Annotated in this window: 17 protein-coding genes; 3 read left to right on the forward strand and 14 right to left on the reverse strand. The window is 44.6% G+C overall.

Annotated elements, in window-relative coordinates; translation table 11 throughout:
• Window positions 1-53 precede the first annotated feature (53 nt).
• From HQN88_RS05655 to HQN88_RS05675, 5 genes are all read right to left on the reverse strand, one after another.
• Window positions 54-929, reverse strand: a complete 876-nt coding sequence (locus HQN88_RS05655; RefSeq protein WP_173109252.1) for a carbohydrate ABC transporter permease — start codon at window positions 927-929, stop codon at window positions 54-56.
• Between the two features lie 16 nt (window positions 930-945).
• The gene (locus HQN88_RS05660; RefSeq protein WP_173109506.1) at window positions 946-1,836 is read right to left on the reverse strand and encodes an ABC transporter permease; all 891 of its coding nucleotides are present in this window, start codon (window positions 1,834-1,836) and stop codon (window positions 946-948) included.
• A gap of 259 nt (window positions 1,837-2,095) precedes the next feature.
• The gene (locus HQN88_RS38305; protein ID WP_173109253.1) at window positions 2,096-4,366 is read right to left on the reverse strand and encodes a helix-turn-helix domain-containing protein; all 2,271 of its coding nucleotides are present in this window, start codon (window positions 4,364-4,366) and stop codon (window positions 2,096-2,098) included.
• Between the two features lie 91 nt (window positions 4,367-4,457).
• Window positions 4,458-5,480, reverse strand: coding sequence for an SGNH/GDSL hydrolase family protein (locus HQN88_RS05670; RefSeq protein ID WP_173109254.1), 1,023 nt, complete (start codon window positions 5,478-5,480; stop codon window positions 4,458-4,460).
• Window positions 5,481-5,920: 440 nt separating this feature from the next.
• Window positions 5,921-6,985, reverse strand: coding sequence for a Gfo/Idh/MocA family protein (locus HQN88_RS05675; RefSeq protein ID WP_173109255.1), 1,065 nt, complete (start codon window positions 6,983-6,985; stop codon window positions 5,921-5,923).
• A 280-nt stretch (window positions 6,986-7,265) separates the two neighbouring features.
• Between HQN88_RS05675 and HQN88_RS05680 the strand changes: the two genes are divergently transcribed.
• Both HQN88_RS05680 and HQN88_RS05685 read left to right on the forward strand, forming a co-directional pair.
• Window positions 7,266-8,423 carry a glycosyltransferase family 4 protein gene (locus tag HQN88_RS05680; protein ID WP_173109256.1) on the forward strand — a complete coding sequence of 386 codons (1,158 nt, stop codon included), beginning with the start codon at window positions 7,266-7,268 and terminating at the stop codon, window positions 8,421-8,423.
• Window positions 8,424-8,436: 13 nt separating this feature from the next.
• Window positions 8,437-9,759, forward strand: a complete 1,323-nt coding sequence (locus HQN88_RS05685) for a UDP-glucose dehydrogenase family protein (protein WP_173109257.1) — start codon at window positions 8,437-8,439, stop codon at window positions 9,757-9,759.
• 55 nt (window positions 9,760-9,814) lie between these two features.
• On the opposite strand, the gene HQN88_RS05690 is transcribed toward HQN88_RS05685, so the two are convergent.
• The 3 genes from HQN88_RS05690 to HQN88_RS38315 all read right to left on the reverse strand — a co-directional run bounded on the left by HQN88_RS05690 (window position 9,815) and on the right by HQN88_RS38315 (window position 11,547).
• Window positions 9,815-10,567, reverse strand: coding sequence for an alpha/beta hydrolase (locus HQN88_RS05690; RefSeq protein ID WP_173109258.1), 753 nt, complete (start codon window positions 10,565-10,567; stop codon window positions 9,815-9,817).
• A 96-nt stretch (window positions 10,568-10,663) separates the two neighbouring features.
• The gene (locus HQN88_RS38310; protein ID WP_337995225.1) at window positions 10,664-11,047 is read right to left on the reverse strand and encodes a LysR family transcriptional regulator substrate-binding protein; all 384 of its coding nucleotides are present in this window, start codon (window positions 11,045-11,047) and stop codon (window positions 10,664-10,666) included.
• A gap of 5 nt (window positions 11,048-11,052) precedes the next feature.
• A complete protein-coding gene (locus tag HQN88_RS38315; protein WP_337995226.1) occupies window positions 11,053-11,547 on the reverse strand; it encodes a LysR family transcriptional regulator in 495 nt (164 codons plus the stop codon).
• A 119-nt stretch (window positions 11,548-11,666) separates the two neighbouring features.
• Here HQN88_RS38315 and HQN88_RS05700 point away from each other — a divergent pair, with 119 nt between their 5' ends.
• Complete coding sequence (locus HQN88_RS05700; RefSeq protein WP_173109259.1) at window positions 11,667-12,407, forward strand: SDR family NAD(P)-dependent oxidoreductase; 741 nt, start codon at window positions 11,667-11,669, stop codon at window positions 12,405-12,407.
• 65 nt (window positions 12,408-12,472) lie between these two features.
• On the opposite strand, the gene HQN88_RS05705 is transcribed toward HQN88_RS05700, so the two are convergent.
• From HQN88_RS05705 to HQN88_RS05730, 6 genes are all read right to left on the reverse strand, one after another.
• The gene (locus tag HQN88_RS05705; RefSeq protein WP_173109260.1) at window positions 12,473-13,027 is read right to left on the reverse strand and encodes a 5' nucleotidase, NT5C type; all 555 of its coding nucleotides are present in this window, start codon (window positions 13,025-13,027) and stop codon (window positions 12,473-12,475) included.
• Window positions 13,028-13,056: 29 nt separating this feature from the next.
• The gene (locus HQN88_RS05710) at window positions 13,057-13,785 is read right to left on the reverse strand and encodes an SDR family NAD(P)-dependent oxidoreductase (RefSeq protein WP_173109261.1); all 729 of its coding nucleotides are present in this window, start codon (window positions 13,783-13,785) and stop codon (window positions 13,057-13,059) included.
• A gap of 36 nt (window positions 13,786-13,821) precedes the next feature.
• Window positions 13,822-14,280, reverse strand: coding sequence for a GNAT family N-acetyltransferase (locus HQN88_RS05715; RefSeq protein WP_173109262.1), 459 nt, complete (start codon window positions 14,278-14,280; stop codon window positions 13,822-13,824).
• Window positions 14,281-14,419: 139 nt separating this feature from the next.
• A complete protein-coding gene (locus HQN88_RS05720) occupies window positions 14,420-15,229 on the reverse strand; it encodes a metallophosphoesterase (RefSeq protein ID WP_173109263.1) in 810 nt (269 codons plus the stop codon).
• Between the two features lie 159 nt (window positions 15,230-15,388).
• On the reverse strand, window positions 15,389-16,180 hold the full coding sequence (locus HQN88_RS05725) for an HpcH/HpaI aldolase family protein (protein ID WP_173109264.1): 792 nt from the start codon (window positions 16,178-16,180) through the stop codon (window positions 15,389-15,391).
• A gap of 1 nt (window position 16,181) precedes the next feature.
• The gene (locus tag HQN88_RS05730; protein WP_173109265.1) at window positions 16,182-17,657 is read right to left on the reverse strand and encodes a sedoheptulokinase; all 1,476 of its coding nucleotides are present in this window, start codon (window positions 17,655-17,657) and stop codon (window positions 16,182-16,184) included.
• Window positions 17,658-17,720: the final 63 nt, after the last annotated feature.

A 17,720-nucleotide genomic window follows, 5' to 3' on the forward strand; every position in this document is an offset into this window, starting at 1 on the left:
TCCCGAATTAGTATCGCTGTTTACATTCTAATACGACTTGTCCATAACTGCCATTACCCTTTGATGGCGCCGATCATCACCCCTTTAACGAAATACTTTTGCAGAAACGGATACACAATAAGCATTGGAATGATCATGATGATGACGCCCGCCGCCTTCATCCCTTCTGGAGTCACATTGACGACAGCTTCTGGGCCCAGATTATTAATATCTGTAATGAGTGATTGACTCTTGATCATTTGCTGAATCAGTACAGTCAGATTTAACTTCTCCGGGCTGTTCACATAGATCATCACATTAAAGAAGGAGTTCCAGTACTGCACGCCATAGAAGAGGGCAATTGTGGCAATCATCGGCATGGATAGTGGTAAAATAATTCGCATCAGCAGCTTCCATTCGCCGCAGCCGTCCATCCGGGCTGCTTCTTCCAGCTCTTCGGGAATATTTTCAAAAAAAGATCGCATGATGAGCATATTGAACGTACTCACCAAAGAAGGAAGCCATAAGGCGCCGTAGGAATCAATGAGCCCCATCTGCTTGATGACCAAGTAAGTCGGAATCAATCCTCCCTGAAACAACATCGTGAACACGATAGCTAATGTCAAATACTTACGACCGTAGAATACCTTTCTTGATAACGGGTAAGCGGCCAGCACGGTGAAAATCATACTCAGGCCAACACCAACAACAGTAATGATCACATTATTCGTAAAAGCTTGGATGATCGGCGTGCCTTTGAACAGAAGGGCATACGATTCCGTAGACCAATCTACCGGCCAAAGAACAACGAAGCCCGACAATACGGCGTCTTTACCGCTTAACGAAAGCGAAGCCAAATGCATTAAGGGGAGCAGACAAAGCAACCCTGCAATCGCCAAAATTACATAATTAATGCCATAAAATACTTGTTCACCTGAAGTCGTTTTCATGCTCACATCATTCCCTTTACCATAATTGACGGTTAAACCGTTTCGCGATTGCGTTCGTCATCACAACAAGCACAAGTCCTACTAGCGATTCGAACAAACCGAGTGCTGTCGTTAAACTAAATTGGCCGCCTTGCAAACCCGTTTGATAGATGAAGGTTGAGATGACATCTGAAACATTCGAGACAATTGAATTTTGCAACACATAGACTTGGTCGAAACCGACTTCCATGACATGTCCCATTGCTAGGATGAGCATGAGGATAATGGTTGGACTAATACCTGGAATGGTAATGTGCCAGGTTTGCTTCCATTTATTCGCTCCATCCATACTGGATGCTTCATAGAGGCTCGGATCAATCGTAGTCAATGCTGCGAGATAAATAATAGCGCTGAACCCCGCTTCCTTCCAAATACCTGAACCAAGGAATATTGACACCCACGACCATTCATGGAATAGAAAGGCATACGATTCTCCGAATAGCTTGGTCACACCCGCATTAATGACCCCGCTTTGCGAGAACAAGGTAACGACGATTCCCCCGACGATGACCCAAGAGAAGAAGTGAGGTAGATATACAAGCGTCTGCACCATACGTTTGAACCACATCTTGCGTGCTTCATTCAATAGAATGGCAAGTATAATTGGGAATGGAAAACTCACGAATACGGTCAGTACACTTAAAACAAGCGTATTGCGAATAATTTGTACCGATTGTGCCTGTGTGAACAGATGTTGGAAATTCTGCAAGCCTACCCATGGGCTGCCCCAGATGCCTTCATAGAAATTGTAGTTTTTAAAAGCAATCACAAGTCCAAGCATCGGCGTGTATTTGAAAATAAGGTAAAAGGCTGCGATCGGTAGAAACATAATCCAGAGTGGAATGTTTTTCCGAACTCGGCGGCTCATCCAAAAGGTTCGCGCTTTCGATGATGTATACTGACTTGCTTTCTTGTTGGCATTTGTTTGTGTTTCGAGTATTGGACTTGTCTCCAATGTCATACCTCCTTGTGTCAATTGTGTTGTGCCTTGGCTGACATCAACATACCGTCTAGTAAGGCCTTCGAGCAATATTCACTTTTCTCGTATACCTAAACGTTACGGAAACAAAGAAACCCGGCCAATGGCCGGGTTTCTAACGAATGGATGAGAAAGTTGTTTATGTTAATTAGATTGAATTTCCCTTGCGTTCTTCGTATTCTTTACGATAATCACCTGGCGTCGTCCCCACGATTTTCTTGAATACGCGGATAAAGGACATCGGGTATAGATAACCCACCTTTTCGGAAATGACCTGCACAGGCTCCGTCGTTTCTTCTAAAAGCTGCTTTGCTTGTTCCGTTCGAATTCTCGCTAAGTAATCGACAAACTTCTCACCGATTTCTTCTTTAAAAATACGACTTAATGTTTTCGTATTGACTTCAAATGTTTCACTTACTTGAGATAGGGATACATCAGGATCGCTGTAGTGGGTTTCCAAATAAGTCTGTACATTTGAGGCTAACGTATATTGCTCACGATTCATACGCAAATCTTGCAGCTCGGCATGTGATTCTCTAAGCGGCGGCAGCAGCTTCGCTTGTGCTTCCCCAATCCATTCGAAGTCGTCCGCTAAGGCATTCATATGCACGAAACCACCCGCTCGCCACTTCTCTTGAAACTCTTGCGGCAGCTCCTGCATTTCCCGATGCAACTGCATTTTGAAATTGCGAAGTAAGCTCGTCATTTCCGCTTTGGTGTAGAAACCGGCTACCATGGTGTCAAACGATTGCTGTAACAGCATCTCCCACTCTGGATTCCCGATGCGGAATAGTTGTGCAGCTTCGCGCAAATCCATCTGCAACGTATCCAGCCCTCTACCTTCGGTAAGCATGTCCCAGCGAGAATCATACATATGCACACCGTTGGGTCCTACCGATATTTTACGGTCAAGTGCTTTCCGTGCTTCTAGGAACGAAACAGGCAGTGTTTCCGTCTGCTTCACGATATTCGCAATTCCAATCGTCACGGTGAATGTCAAATATTGTTCAATCCAGGCTCTTGCCCGTTCGGCCATCATTTTGATCTTGAGAATGGTTTGTCTCTCGCGATCGGCTCCCTCCGTTCGGTATAACAATCCTAACTGATGGGGAGCTATCCATTCCGTCCACAGATGCTCTTTGTCTGCTTCAGCAATTTCTTGAACCGCACTGCGCAGCGTAAATTTGAATAAGGATTGATCTTTCTGCGTAAAGGCTTCGGCAAATGACCGATAATGATCAATTTCAATGACGGCAACAACCAGGTGATCAAACACTTCATGAAGCCCGACAGCTGCAAGTTCAACTGTAAGCTTATTCATTGGCAATACACGTGTACCATCCAAAATATCTTTAAACAACTGAGCACGCCGGAACAGCATACCTTCCGCTTGTAATTTATCAAAGTTATTCGTATGTTCAATCAAGCTCTCCAGAGATTTGTCGATAAAAGCGAATTCATCATCTGTATCCTGCCGCTTCACTAAACTATTCTTATGCTCGGAAAACGTGGAGATCCGATTCATAACCTGATCGAGCGGACGATAGTGCCGATGACTGATATAGGTCATGGCGGCGATCCCGCCAATGATGGTTACAAATCCAAGCAATACCCATACATAGGAGAAGGTAGAAACATAAGCAAAGAGCCCCTCGTGCTTCATCCCAATGTGCAGGGTCCAATCTGTATAAGACGATTTCAACATCGTATCATCCGATAGATCCTGCCCCGCATTGACGCATTTTCGACCAGAACCTTCAAAGCTTTTCCCATTGCTGTCCGCTAAACATAAGGAGGAAACCCCATCAATTTTCATCTCACGCGTCAAATCATGCAGCGAATCTGCTCTCACATTAATCACGATGAGCCCTTGCTCACCGGAGTAGTAGGGAACCTTTTTGACCAACGAGATCACACGTTTTATTTGATCCTCGTCTTGGAATAAAGAAAGGGTTCGAAGATTACTCCACATCATGGGTGTTTGAACAGACATCGACTCCGTAACGAACCCTCTGTCACCAAACAGAGCCAACTCGGACGAGAGGTGCTGCATAATGATTTTGCCATCAGACTCTCGATATAAATACACGGAATCGATCATAGGCACAGATGCCATGAAGTCCTGTAGAACCTCGGTCACCTCATAATAGTTGTAAACGGACTGTGGCACTTTATTGTTAAAGTAAGCTGTGATTTTACTGTTCAGCAGCACATTTTTGCTGGCTACCGTGTCTATATTTTTCAACGTAGAATCGAGAATTTGTACAACTTGTCCTGCGAAAACTTCGTTAGCTTGAAGTGTCTGTTTACGAACCAAATCACTCATGGTCATAAAAAATAACAACATCAGGCAAAAAACCACCGCGAAGAAGATAGGAATGTAAGACATAATTAAGCGATACAACCATTTTTTCTGCACGGTACATCTCTCCTGTTGCTGGATAGCATCGATTTTACAACTCATTTTAAAGGATATTCGGTGAAAAAGACATCATCAACTTTCTCGTTAATCATTTTTCACTTGTCTGCATGCGTAATATCGTGTTCATTCGCTCTGCTAATTGATAAGCCATTCTCATATGTCCGTATTCTCCGGGATGCACAAGATCCACGGACAATCCAGAAAAATCATCCAAGATTTCAGCACCTTCAATGAGATGTAGGTTAGCATGATTGAATTTCTGTACATGTGCCCGAAGGATGTCATTGAATGCGGCATCTTTTTTCGTAGTTTCACTCTCATTGTAAGTTGCGAAGTTGGGATAAATCGTAATGAGGAAAATCGGTTTATCAGGATGTTTCCCTATGAGTCCTTTCAACAAGTAATCCGTAGCATCATGGAATTGCTCCACTGTGTATCGATCCCGCATGTTAACGCCTAGCTCCAAGGTTGCTAACTGCCAGTCCTGGCGATCTGCAAGAAAGTCTGCAACCTCTTTCTCACACAAACAGGAGCCGCTTAGACCGCAATTATAGACATCCATGCTTAATCTTCTTGCAGCTTGCTGGATATAGGTCATCGGTTGATTATACATGCCATGCGTAATTGAGGATCCGAAGGCAAGCCACTTCTGGTCTGGCATTTCATGCGGTTGTGGCGGACGAACTGGATACCCGAATGTGTGCAAATGGGAAATGAGACAAGTCGTTCTTCCGAAGAAAATACGCCATACTTCAGGAGCAAAGCCCGATTGCACGAGATGCTCGCGATCGACAGTAGGAATACGATTGGGTGCTTCCAAATGAATCGTATGTCTGACACCTGCGTTCAATCGATGCTGTGAATGAAACAGCCCCCCTTTGTAAATAAATACATCACCGTTTGTTTCCGGTATACAAAGTGTAATGCGAATCGCGGGCGCATCCGTTACAAATCTGATCTCACAACCGCTAGCCTCTTCGGATACGATACGTCCTCGATCTCCCAGCGCATGTCGAACATGCTTAGGAAATCTATATAATTGCAATTCTCCTGTCGTGGGATGCTTATCTACCTCAGATACATTATGCAAATACACATGTTCTCTAATCATTCAAATCTCTCCTTATTTTCGCTTAATAGTATGAGGACGCTTGACGCGAATTCGGGATCTCGTATCTCGGAAGGCGTTAATTGAGTTTGAATGGGACTAACGCTGATCTCCATTACTATTAAATGGAAAATATGCGGCTATTTAAACAGAACCTTCACGAAAATTCCATTTAACTGTAAAACATGTAGTTAAAATCTCCACTTTTGTTCGATTCAGATAATTTTCTTAAAAATTAACTACAGCTTTTCCATCTATTCTGCATTTGATCGAAAAAACCCGAAATTTAACTACATAAAATCCATTTATTCCCTTGGAGTACAGGAGAATTCCGAAGCTCACAACCAGCTTGTCACACTTCTTCCGGCTCTTATCATTAAAGGGGTAAGCATCGCTTACCCCAAGATCACAAACCTATTAATGCCCCTGTAGCCTTTGCATGCTTATAATTTCACTTCAGATCCTGTACGTGCTGATTCATAAATAGCTGATAGAATTTGAATCATATGCAAGCCATCAGCTGGGGTAATAATGGGTTGTTCCCTGCCTTGTACACAATCAATAAAGTGATGAAGATGCTCCCCGTGACCATGATGATCTTTCGCAAGCTTAGGTGAGATGTCACATAATGTGCCTTCAATTTCCGTGAAAATTCTCGTTTCGCCATGTTTAAAAGTGAACCCAGCTTTGGTGCCTCTCAACTCCACAAAATTCATCTCTTCTTCAATATTCGAAGCCCAGCTGAACTCAATTTGCAGCGTTGCCCCGTTGTCGAAACGAATAAAACCAGTCGCCAAATCCTCCACATCGTAGATGCCTTGCTCTGCTTTCTCACCGAACTGACTATGTGCCGAATCACTTAACGATGTATCTGCGAACTTGGTATACGTGGCTCCGACAACGGAGACCGGTTTCGGATTCCCCATAAGCCATACAGCAACGTCGATGAAATGGACACCTAAATCAATCAGTGGTCCTCCTCCGGACAATTCTTTCGTTGTAAACCAACCTCCTTTGCCCGGAATGCCTCGGCGTCTCACCCAGCCACAGCGACCCGTATAAATTTCACCAGCTTGTCCTGCGGCTACATACTTTTTGAGGAATTGGATCGCTGGACGAAACCGATTATTCCGCATCGTCATGAGCAGCTTGCCTGATTTCTCAGCCGCATTTGCCATTCGATTCGCCTCTTCAGGTGAAATGGCATCTGGTTTCTCACAGAATACATGATGGCCAGCTTCCAGTGCAGCAACCGCAATATCACTGTGATAGATATTCGGCGCACAAATGTCAATCGCGTCCAATTCAGGATGATTAGTCAGCATTTCCTTATAATCGGTATAATAATGCGGGATTCCCCATTGGTCGGCTTGCTGTTTCGCTCTATCGGCAATCGGATCACAAACAGCTACGAACTCGATTTCCGGATGTTCTGCAAGAACGGGAGCATGGGCAACTTTGAAAATATTACCTGCCCCTACGATACCTAATTTCAGCTTATTCTTCATGTTGTGTTGCTCCTTTTCATCGTGGTTTCGATCTGGCATTGATCGCGTACGCAAGTGGCGTAACGTTCTTTCGTTCGATCTCACCATACAGGGCAGTCTGTTCACGAAGCAATATGCAATTTTCTTGTATACAAGAAAACCTATTTCACGGAAGTATATGATTTGCCGATCACCATATGCCTAATGCCAAATTATAATATGACCTTCATATTCCATTGACATTCCCCGAATACTCCCCTGCTACGCTGAAGCTAAACTTGGAACTACAGGAGGGATTCATATGCGTCTCGCGTTGTTTACCGACACTTTTGTTCCTCAAATGAACGGCGTTGCACTCACACTTGGACGTTTCACCGATTATTTGAATCGACGAGGCATTGAGCATCTTGTTTTTTCGCCTAAAAGCACGGCTGATATGGTCTATTCGGATCCCATTCGACCTGTAACGAGCATCCCATTCTTTCTGTATCCCGAATGTCGTCTTGCTTTACCGAACCTGGCTGCTATTCGTACAGAGCTCGATCGCTTTCAGCCTGATTTACTGCACCTTGCAACTCCTTTTAACTTAGGTTTATGTGGTCTGCACTACGCGCGCAAACACCGTATCTCACATGTTGCCTCTTATCATACTCACTTTGATCGTTATCTGGCTTATTACCATATGAAGCCTGCAATTCCACTTTACTGGAGCTATATGAAATGGTTTCACCATTCCTGCGATGCTACCTTTGCACCGTCTCGTGATACCTTAGAGATCTTACAGGAACAGGGGATGGAACGCTTGTTGCTGTGGTCACGAGGCGTAGATTGCTCCCTGTATACACCAGATAAGAAGAGTTTGGACGTTCGTGAACGATATGGAATCACAGCACCTTACCTCTTTCTCTATGTAGGTCGTATTGCCCCAGAGAAAGATATAGATACCCTATCCGCAATTATGACATCGTTGCCAGATTCCGTGAGCGCGCAAGTTCATTGGCTCATCGTCGGAGATGGTCCACAGCTCCAAGAACTGCGTGAGCAAGCACCTTCGAATGTCACATTCGCTGGTTATAAAAGTGGCGAGGAGCTCGCTCAGATTTATGCTTCCGCGGATCTCTTCGTCTTTCCTTCGAGTACAGAAACGTTTGGTAATGTCGTTCAAGAAGCTATGGCATCAGGGCTTCCTGTCGTTGCAGCCAATAGCGGTGGAGTTCGTGAAATGGTGAGCTCTGGGGAAAACGGCGTGTTGTGTACTCCCCGTCAACCGCAATCCTTTGTACAAGAAATCATCTCTTTGGTAGATGACAATGACCGATTGACAAAGTTTCGCTTTGAAGCAAGGGAATTCGCACTAGGTCGTTCGTGGGACGCTATCTTTAATCAATTGCTTCATGATTATGAGACGATCATCGATTTTCGCCGTATCGGCAAGAAATCTGGCTTCTATTCAGCTTGAAGGAGGACTATGCATGCAATTAACGATTATTGGAACGGGTTATGTCGGTTTAGTTGCCGCAGTTTGCTTCGCAAAGTTAGGACATTTCGTTACAGCGGTCGATCGGGAACATGTGATTCATGGCCTTCGCGAGAATAAATTGTCGTTATGGGAGCCTGATCTACAGGAAATGCTTGAATCGTGCCGCAGAGAAGGCCGTTTGTTCTTTGACACTGATATAACGCATGCCTCCCGGGGTGCGGATGCACTTATGATAGCAGTTGGAACCCCATCTGGTACCAACGGTCATACTGACCTTAGTCAAGTTGACGAAGTAATTGCTCAATTGAAGCAAGGTGATGGTGTCTGTCCACCTCTCATTATTGTAAAAAGCACCGTTCCCGTCGGTACTTGTGATGAGCTGGAGGCTAATTTACTTACTGCAGGACTCCACACGGAAGTCGTGTTCAACCCGGAATTTCTTCGACAGGGCAGTGCGATTAACGACTTTATGAACCCAGACCGCATCGTATTCGGTTGCCGATCGCACCTTGCCAAAGCAGCACTTCACCAAATGTACAAAGGGATCAATGCCCCGATTCAAGTCTGTGATCGACGTAGTGCTGAGCTGATTAAATATGCCTCCAATGCCTTCTTAGCTATGAAGATTTCATTTGCCAATATGATAGCGGATGTTTGTGAAGGATATGGCGCAGATAATCGCCAGGTTATGCAAGGTGTAGGCGCAGATCGACGCATCGGTCCTCACTTTTTGCAAGCAGGAATTGGTTATGGGGGTTCCTGCTTTTCAAAAGATTTGCAATCACTGCTGACATCCGGTAATGCCATTGGACGATCACTTCCCTTACTCGAAGCAACCGCTCAAATCAACGAGGAGAGAATTCCGCAATTGTTGGAGAAACTGATCTCCCTCTGGGGAAATCCACGTGGAAAACGACTAGGCGTGCTGGGTATTTCTTTCAAACCGAATACGAATGATATGCGCGATGCGCCATTTCTAACATTGCTACGGCTATGTTACCTGTACGGGATTGAGGTGCAGACCTTTGATCCTGTCGTCCAAACAACCTCAATAGAAGGAGTAATCCAGATGGACACAGCCTATGAGGTAGCCACAGATGCTGACGCCCTTATTATCATGACGGAATGGCCGCAATTCGCTGAATTGGACTGGGTTCTCATGGCCCAGCTCATGTACCAGCCGATCTTACTTGATGGCCGCAACGTTTTATCCGAAGAGACGATTTCGAGGTTATTGTTAGTGGAAAATGTGATCTACATCCCTGTGGGAAGACCGCTGGAACGGACAAATCTTGCAACCTCATCACACTTATAAAAGCTAAAAAACCGGCAATCTTGAACGAATGAACGTCCTTGATTGCCGGCTTTATTTACTTCTTGCTGCCTGGAAAAATAAATCTTATCGCATGAGGAAAATAAGCATTAAAATAGCTATGTAAATGCAAGCCTTCGGGATCTGTCTCTAGACGTATATAATCCCTTCCGCCAGGAATTTTCTGAGTTAATAGCTCGTAAGCTTTCCTCGTATTCGGTACCATATGTTGCTGTATGGTCGTCCTTCCTACCCCTTCTTGTTCTCCTACATACATATAGATTCGCATATCCGATTGTTTGAATACATGTTGTTTAAGGAAATCCATGATATTCTCATACCATAAGGAAGCTGACATGAGGGCGAATCGGCCGAAATATGCAGGCTTTTGAAATGCTGCATAGAGAGAAATCAATCCTCCAAAGGAAGCACCAGTTATTCCTGTCTGAGCTGCATCTTCAATAATTCGATAGCGTGCTCTCACATAGGGCATGATATCCTCTGTCACCATTTTCAAATACACATCACCTTCACCATCATAAAAACCACCATCATTCATAAGATTATCCGCTCTCCATGGCGTATATTCCCGATTGCGCTCCTCCGGTTTTATGCCAATGAAAATAACTTCTTCCGTTACACCGCTTGCAAAATCGGCTTCAAGTTCATTCATCGAGTCTAGGAAGAGATAATTGCCATCTTGTACAATCACCGAAGGAAAGTGTTTTGATTCTTCCTTGTTGTAGGATGGCGGGGTATATATGTAGATCGTGCGATTTGCGAATTCTAGTGTATCCAACGTTCCTTGCAACCTAATCATCTCCAATTGTGATTCATCAAACTTCTTTATCATTGATAATCATTATCATTAAGAATATGGTAGCATAGGAATGCTTTTCTGTCCATCTTAGGAATCAAACCTACTTAGTTTCGTTTTTAAAAATTGAAACAATTTACCACTCGCATATCTTGTTGGAACGGATTTGTAGATAAACCCCGTCAACATATCGATAGATGTACCACTCACGGGAAGAGCTTTTGTCCCGCGAGGCAACGGGTCTAGTACACTCTCCGGTACCAGAGCAAAACCAAATCCATTTTCCACATATGTTTTCAAAGCTGTCATAGAGCCAATTTCCATCGTGTCTATCCCCACATGCCCTAGCTCTTGAAGGATCATTTCCAGTTTTCTTCGATAGGGACACGTTGCTGACGTTATCAAAAGGCGATGACCCAGGAATAGACTAGGTACAAGCTCATCATACTGGCTAAGGGGGTGTCCAACAGGCACTAAAGCTACAAATTTCTCCAAGAACAACGGTTGAAAAAAAGATCAGTTCCTATCTCTGGTGCTGAACAACAAGCGAAGTCAATATTTCCTTGCAACACAGACTCGACCAGAGCTGGCGTGCTAGCCATTTCAAGCGAAACTCGGATTCGTGGATACATCGTTATGAACTCTTTTAACAATTGCGGTAATCGATAACTGGCCGTTGGCTCTGTAAGACCGATTCGCACACTCCCTATATCACCTGATTGCAGATCCGATAAATTCGTTTGCAACCTTTCCATCCGCTTAACAATCTCCAAACTTTCCTCAAAAAATAATCGGCCCGCTTCTGTTAATCGGATTTTCTTTCCTCGTTCTAACAGTTGCACCCCTACATCGACTTCTAACTTTTGAATTTGCATCGTCACTGTCGATTGAGCATAGTTCATTTCCACTGCCGCTTGCTGAAAACTACCATGTTTTACGATCATATGTAATGTTTTTAGCGTTTTAATATCCATGAGGCTGTTCTCCGTTCTGACAATTCAATAAAAATGAATCCATACTTCAATTTCTTCAATTATACAGAACTCTCATTTGGCATTACAATTTATATATAGTAAGCAAGGAGGAGATTTGTATGCAGTTAGCCAATAAAGTCGCACTCGTTACAGGAGGAGGTACTGGCATCGGCAGAGCGGTAAGCTTCGCACTAGCTAAGCGTGGGGTTGCTGTTGCCGTGAACTATTCACGCTCAAAGGAGGATGCTGAGGAAACAGCTCAAAGGATCATAGATGAAGGTGGTCGCGCGATTGCGATACAAGCTGACGTTTCCAATAACAACGAAGTCATTGAGATGGTACGAAATATTGAACACCTTTTGGGAAGCGTAGACGTATTAGTCAACAATGCGAGTATGACACATCATATTCCCCTTCCTGATCTTGACGCTGTAACCGAGGACATCTGGGATGAATTGTTCGACGTGAATGTGAAAGGAATGTTTTACTGTGCAAGAGCTGTTGCCCCCATGATGAAACAAAGCGGACAAGGTGCAATTGTGAATGTGGGTAGCATTGCAGGATTGACGGGAGTTGGGTCTTCTCTTCCCTATGCGATTTCCAAGTCGGCCGTCCATGGCTTAACCAAGTCTTTAGCGCGAGCGCTAGCACCATATATTAGGGTTAACTGTATCGCACCAGGAGCAGTAGCCACTCGTTGGTGGGCCGGAAGAGAAGAACAGATGCAGAAACTAGCTCCTAACTTGTTGCTCCAACAAATTGCAACACCTGAAGACATTGCTCAGTTTATATGTGCAGCTCTGGAGCAGGAAGCCATGACCGGACAAATCATCACCGTTGATAGCGGTCAGACGTTGTAGCCACCAAATAAAAACAACGTTCTTCGTCAAATTGACCAGAACGTTGTTTGATAATTCTCTTACATTTAAATTGAAGCCAAATGCTCGATCTGTTTCTTGACCTCCAACCAATTCGCTGCACGGTACACATACTCGTTAGCAATACTCAAATTGTAAGGCTGATTAAATAAAATTATGGGCCTCTGAGCTGCAGCTAGCTCTTCTGCATAGTGTGGCGCATCATCAATCAGAACGTCAACTCCATAGTCTATGCAAGCTTGAAGCTTATTTTCAACTAACAATATGTGATGATAATCAATCTGGTACTTTTCAAGCCAGGCCATCGTGACTTTCTGATATTGTTGCGGCCTAGCCGTCACGATCGTAATCTGATGTTGTTTAAATAATTCTTGTAAGATGACAATGGCATTTGGAAATGGAACCGAGCTCCAATGTATGTCATGTCCGAAGCTATAATAAACTTCATCCCGCTTGGCTTTATCCCATCCATATAAGCGGTACAGATAAAAATCATTCACATCCTCATGGGTTAGTTGCAACCCTGAAACTTGATTATAACAATGTAAAATAGCTGAAGTCGCATCCAGTACGGTGTTATCCAAATCTATGCCAATGTGCATCGTGTAACATATCCCCCCTCTTTACATTTCTAAGCAAGCGAGCTGTTCAAGTGACGACTAAGTTCAAGTAAAATGTTTCTTGCCACAGTCACTGGCTCCGCTAAATTGCCCTCTTCATTCTGCTTTCTAAAATAGGCCGATAACTCGAAATCGCTCTCTCGCGCGATTTGTTGCATGCCTGTGTTCATCATTCCGGGGTCAATGGTAAGCATAAGAACCGGATTTCCTTCTTTGTTTTGTTCCATTGCCACACATTTCGTGAACATGTTCAGCGCAGCTTTTGAAGAGCAGTACACACTCATGCTGCTTGCTGGATATTGGCCTGAACCAGATGAAATATTAACAATCGCGCGTTGAGCAGCCCAGTTCGCAGTTTCCTTCATAAAGCTTGATGTAAGTAGTATCGGTGCTGTTAGATTCAGTTGAATGGAAGACACAATTTCATCTGGTAAACATGCTTCTATAGGTTTTATTGGAGTTACAGTTGCCGCATTGTTAATTAGGGTTATCGTTTCGATTTTGGATGAATCCAGGGATTCTATAATTTCCCGGAAGGTCGCTTCAATGCGCTCAACCTGAGTAAGGTCAGCAGCTATGAACTGATAGTTAGCTTTTAAATCCTGCGCAAGCTGTTGAATTTCCCTATTCACTGTTCGTGATAAGCCGAATACTAGCGTTTCCTCCGACAACAACAGTCGTGATAGTGCTGCCCCTAACCCGCTTGAGGCTCCTGTAATGATGTACACGTGTTTACTCATTTCATCCATCCTCCTAATCATTAAACGCTGCACGAGTTACCAATGCTTCTCCAAAGCTTCTTCACTTCGAGCGAACTCATTTCTCACATAAAAATCAACACTGTCAGCACTCGGCCATAAAATAAGAAACTCGACATCGTGTTCTTTGGACCATTGTTCCATAGCTTGATGTATCTTCGTTCCTAATCCTTTACTTCTATTACTAGGCCTTGTATACACATTCGTTACATAGCCAAAGTAAGGATCTGGCGATTTGCCTGGTCTGGGAACTTTATGAATCAATTGCAGATACATATGCGAGACGATCTCGCCATCCACTTCTGCAACCCATATCTTCCAGTTACTGCCGTTCAATGCGTTAACTATGAATGCGCTGCAAATCAATTGAAACTCCTCAAAGATTGCCCCGCTCTTGTTATCTTCCTCTGAGAAATCCCATCTCATTTGCACAAGTGTATCCACATCGTTCAATGTTGCCAAACGAATCATTTCCATATCGTAACCTCGCAATTCCGTTATCCCAGTTAATTCGCTGAGAGACGTTCATTTCCTTTTTTCACCAAATTGAACCGCTAATGACTCAAAGAAAGACCGCCGCAACATTTCGCGGCAGTCTAACTCTCTCATACGGTGTCTACAAATCAATTTTGAATACAGCAATCTCTGGCGAGCAAGCGAAACGAATCGGTAACAACCGCGAAGTTCCCAGACCTCGATTAATATAGAAATGCTTTCGCTTATCGATACGTTTGAGCCCAACGTGATAGTTTTTATACGCACCAATCGTACGCCCAAACAGCCTGATTTGCCCCCCATGCGTGTGTCCAACAAGTAATAAATCGTATGGAATGTGCTTCTGCAGTGAGGTTTCAATAATACTCGGAGAATGAGCTAACATGATGATCACGTCAAAGCTATGTAGTTCATCTACACGCATAGTCAGCCGTTCTTTGCCATATAAGGAATTGTCAAAACCGTAGATCAACCACTTCTTATCTCCGATGTCGACAGGAAATTCACGATTCGATAACACAGTAATATTCGCGTCCCCAATGGTTCTAAGAATCGCCTCATAATCTTGATCTGAATTCAGTTGGAATCGGGATTGGACTAACCCATAACGTTCATGATTACCTGGAACAAAAAATAAACGCTCACACTTTATTTGTCGAATTTCTTTCAGTACTTTGTCCAGTTCCTCTTTCGTAGATGCTAAATCACCTGTAATCATCACAAGATCAGGGTTAACACGATTCACCATCTTACTCAAGGAGCCATTGATGAAATGAGTTTGACCATGCAAATCAGTAATTTGCACAACGGTGACCTTTTTGCTGGCTGGATCGCCCAGATGAATAAGTGAATACTTCACCCATAAGGTGCTTGATAGGATATATAGTGCTGCTAGCACAAGAATACTAACAATGGCGCTAACTAGCATCATGAAAATTGAACCCCCTTCAAGAAGGATATACCTGCCAATATACCTCTTTCTCATTACAAATTCCACTTTCACGGGGTATCCACAGCAATCATTACCTAAAAAATAGTAAAAAACCATCAGGGCAGATATCCTGACGGTCCTTCGCTTTTCAAGCACTGTTTAATGCAGATGTCGCAATTCTTCCAACTGTCGCAGACCCTTGCTGGCTTGTGCCATCATTAGACGAACGTCACTGCTCCAGCTCAGCAACTGCATGCCGTGTTCAACACTTGTTTTCAGAAGCCACTGGTCCGATGATATAATACCCGACCAAATCGTGTGCCGCTGAGCAGCTTCTGCAAGCTTGCTTATAGCTCCGGTTAGATGAGCTGTCGCTGTTTCTGTGCTCAGCGCATCTCCATTTCCCTGTATATCCTGAAGTAAGTCATTAGGCCCAAGCAGCATACCATCGAGTCCAGCTACCGCACAAATCTCATTTACCCGCTCCAACCCTTCTATCGTCTCTATCTGTCCGAGCAGAATCGTCTCTTCATTCGCTTGCCTCATGTAAGCTTCTGCATCAGGAACCTCATAGCCGGCATGCGTTCGGTTCAGGGCTACGCCCCTTTTCCCTAGCGGCCTGTATTTGGCATACTCCACTACTCTTTGCATGTCCTCCGGTCCCGATACCATGGGCACCAAGAGACCGCTAGCCCCCATATCCATGTACTTCAATATACAGGTACGGGACGTATCCGGAATTCGCACGATCACCGACATTCCCCAGCCTTTGGCAACGGCAATCATATTAGCCACAGACCCATAATCGAAGTAACCATGCTCACAATCCACAATCACATATTCGAAGCCGCTGACTTGAAGCATACGAGGAAGATTCGGCGTATTGAATTCCACGGCCATCGTTCCAATCACAAGCTTACCGGACTTCAGTCTATCTTTTAATAAGCTCATGTCACGCCCCCTTATTATTGGCATGTATTTTTTTCAGCAACACTTCTCTTGTTTCGTGTACGCTGGCGTACAAGCCTTCGCTTACTAGTGCTAGTCGCAGTAAGCCGTGAAAAACCTCATCGCATGCAGGTGCCATAACGGCTTCAATTCCGACAGCCTTCGCAATCGCATCCCGCAAAAAAGCATTTTTCATCATCACGCCGCCTGTAAAAGTGATCTGTTCGATAGCTTCGCCAGCTGTTGCCAGTACATACAGATTACGCTCATAAATCGCGGCGATTTCTTCCATCGCTGCGGCAAACAGGCCGCCCACTTGCAAATTATCGGAATCGATATTGTCAATTGTCCCTTTGTCAGCGCCTGTTTGCTTCCCATAAAATCCAACATGCACATGTAGCTGCCCATTACTGGATTGCCCCTTTCCAGTTTTGAAGTGTTGCGCCGCTTTGTCTGCTTCTGCTAGTAGCCGCTCCCACAGCATGTCTTCCGTTAATGTTGTCCCGTAAATCGATTGTCCCACATCGGCAATAAAGCGCACGAGTACGGCCATATTCCGTCCACCGGGCAGCTTTGTAATTGTAGGTAGATTGCGACCATCAAAATAAGGCCGCAGTTCCCACTCGCCGATACGATACGCATCCGACACTCGTGAGACCCAGCCAGCTGTGCCCATGTTGACGATAGCCTCGTTCGTCGTATCTGCGAGGCTGCCCAGTACAGATGCCTGATGATCCCCAATGTCGGGGTATACTGGAATTGCTCCCCACCGGCTATGATAATGACCCACCATATCGGTACCAACCACAATCCGCGGGAATTGCAGCGCTTGGCAGCCCACAGCGCGAACAATATCTTTATCCCACTCGCCTGCCCTAACATCAACAAGTCCGGTAGGTGCTGCATTCGTGATATGGCAAACATGGCTCCCCGTCAAACTCTGGATTAAATAGCCGCCTAAGGTGCACAATCGCTTGGAGGCGGGACATGCCGTCCCCTGCCTCTCCCGCTGATTCTCTACCCCCGAATCTGCTTGCTGCAGCATATGGAATAAACCAACCGCAGCTACTCCGGGCTTCTCCCATAGTCCAGTCCGTCTCCAAGCTTCCTCCCCTACCCGTTCCATCAGTGCGGAGAAATAGCTTGAGCCAAGCTTTGCAGCGTACTCTAAGCCACGCTCGTCCTGCCAGCTAATATAAGGGGTAACAGCTACGCCATAATCATCAGTTATAATAAATCCATGCATTTGCGTCGTAATCCATATCCCCTTGCATCCTGGACAACTGGCCAATTGGCGATCAATCAACCCTTTCATCAGCTCAAGCAGTTGAATCGCATTCCATTCCTTACGCAATGGATTTTCATTAGGAAGCGGTTCGGGCATACGAATTGATTCCATGTGCGTAATCGCAAGATTCTGAACATCGAGCTGACCCGCTTTTAGAAATGTGCTTCCCACGTCAATCGCAATATATCGCATCCAAATTTCCTCCACATAGAATCTCCATTTAAATCATATAAAGGCACATTTCATGAATGAAAC

Source organism: Paenibacillus qinlingensis (assembly GCF_013204845.1).
Classification (GTDB): domain Bacteria; phylum Bacillota; class Bacilli; order Paenibacillales; family NBRC-103111; genus Paenibacillus_E; species Paenibacillus_E qinlingensis.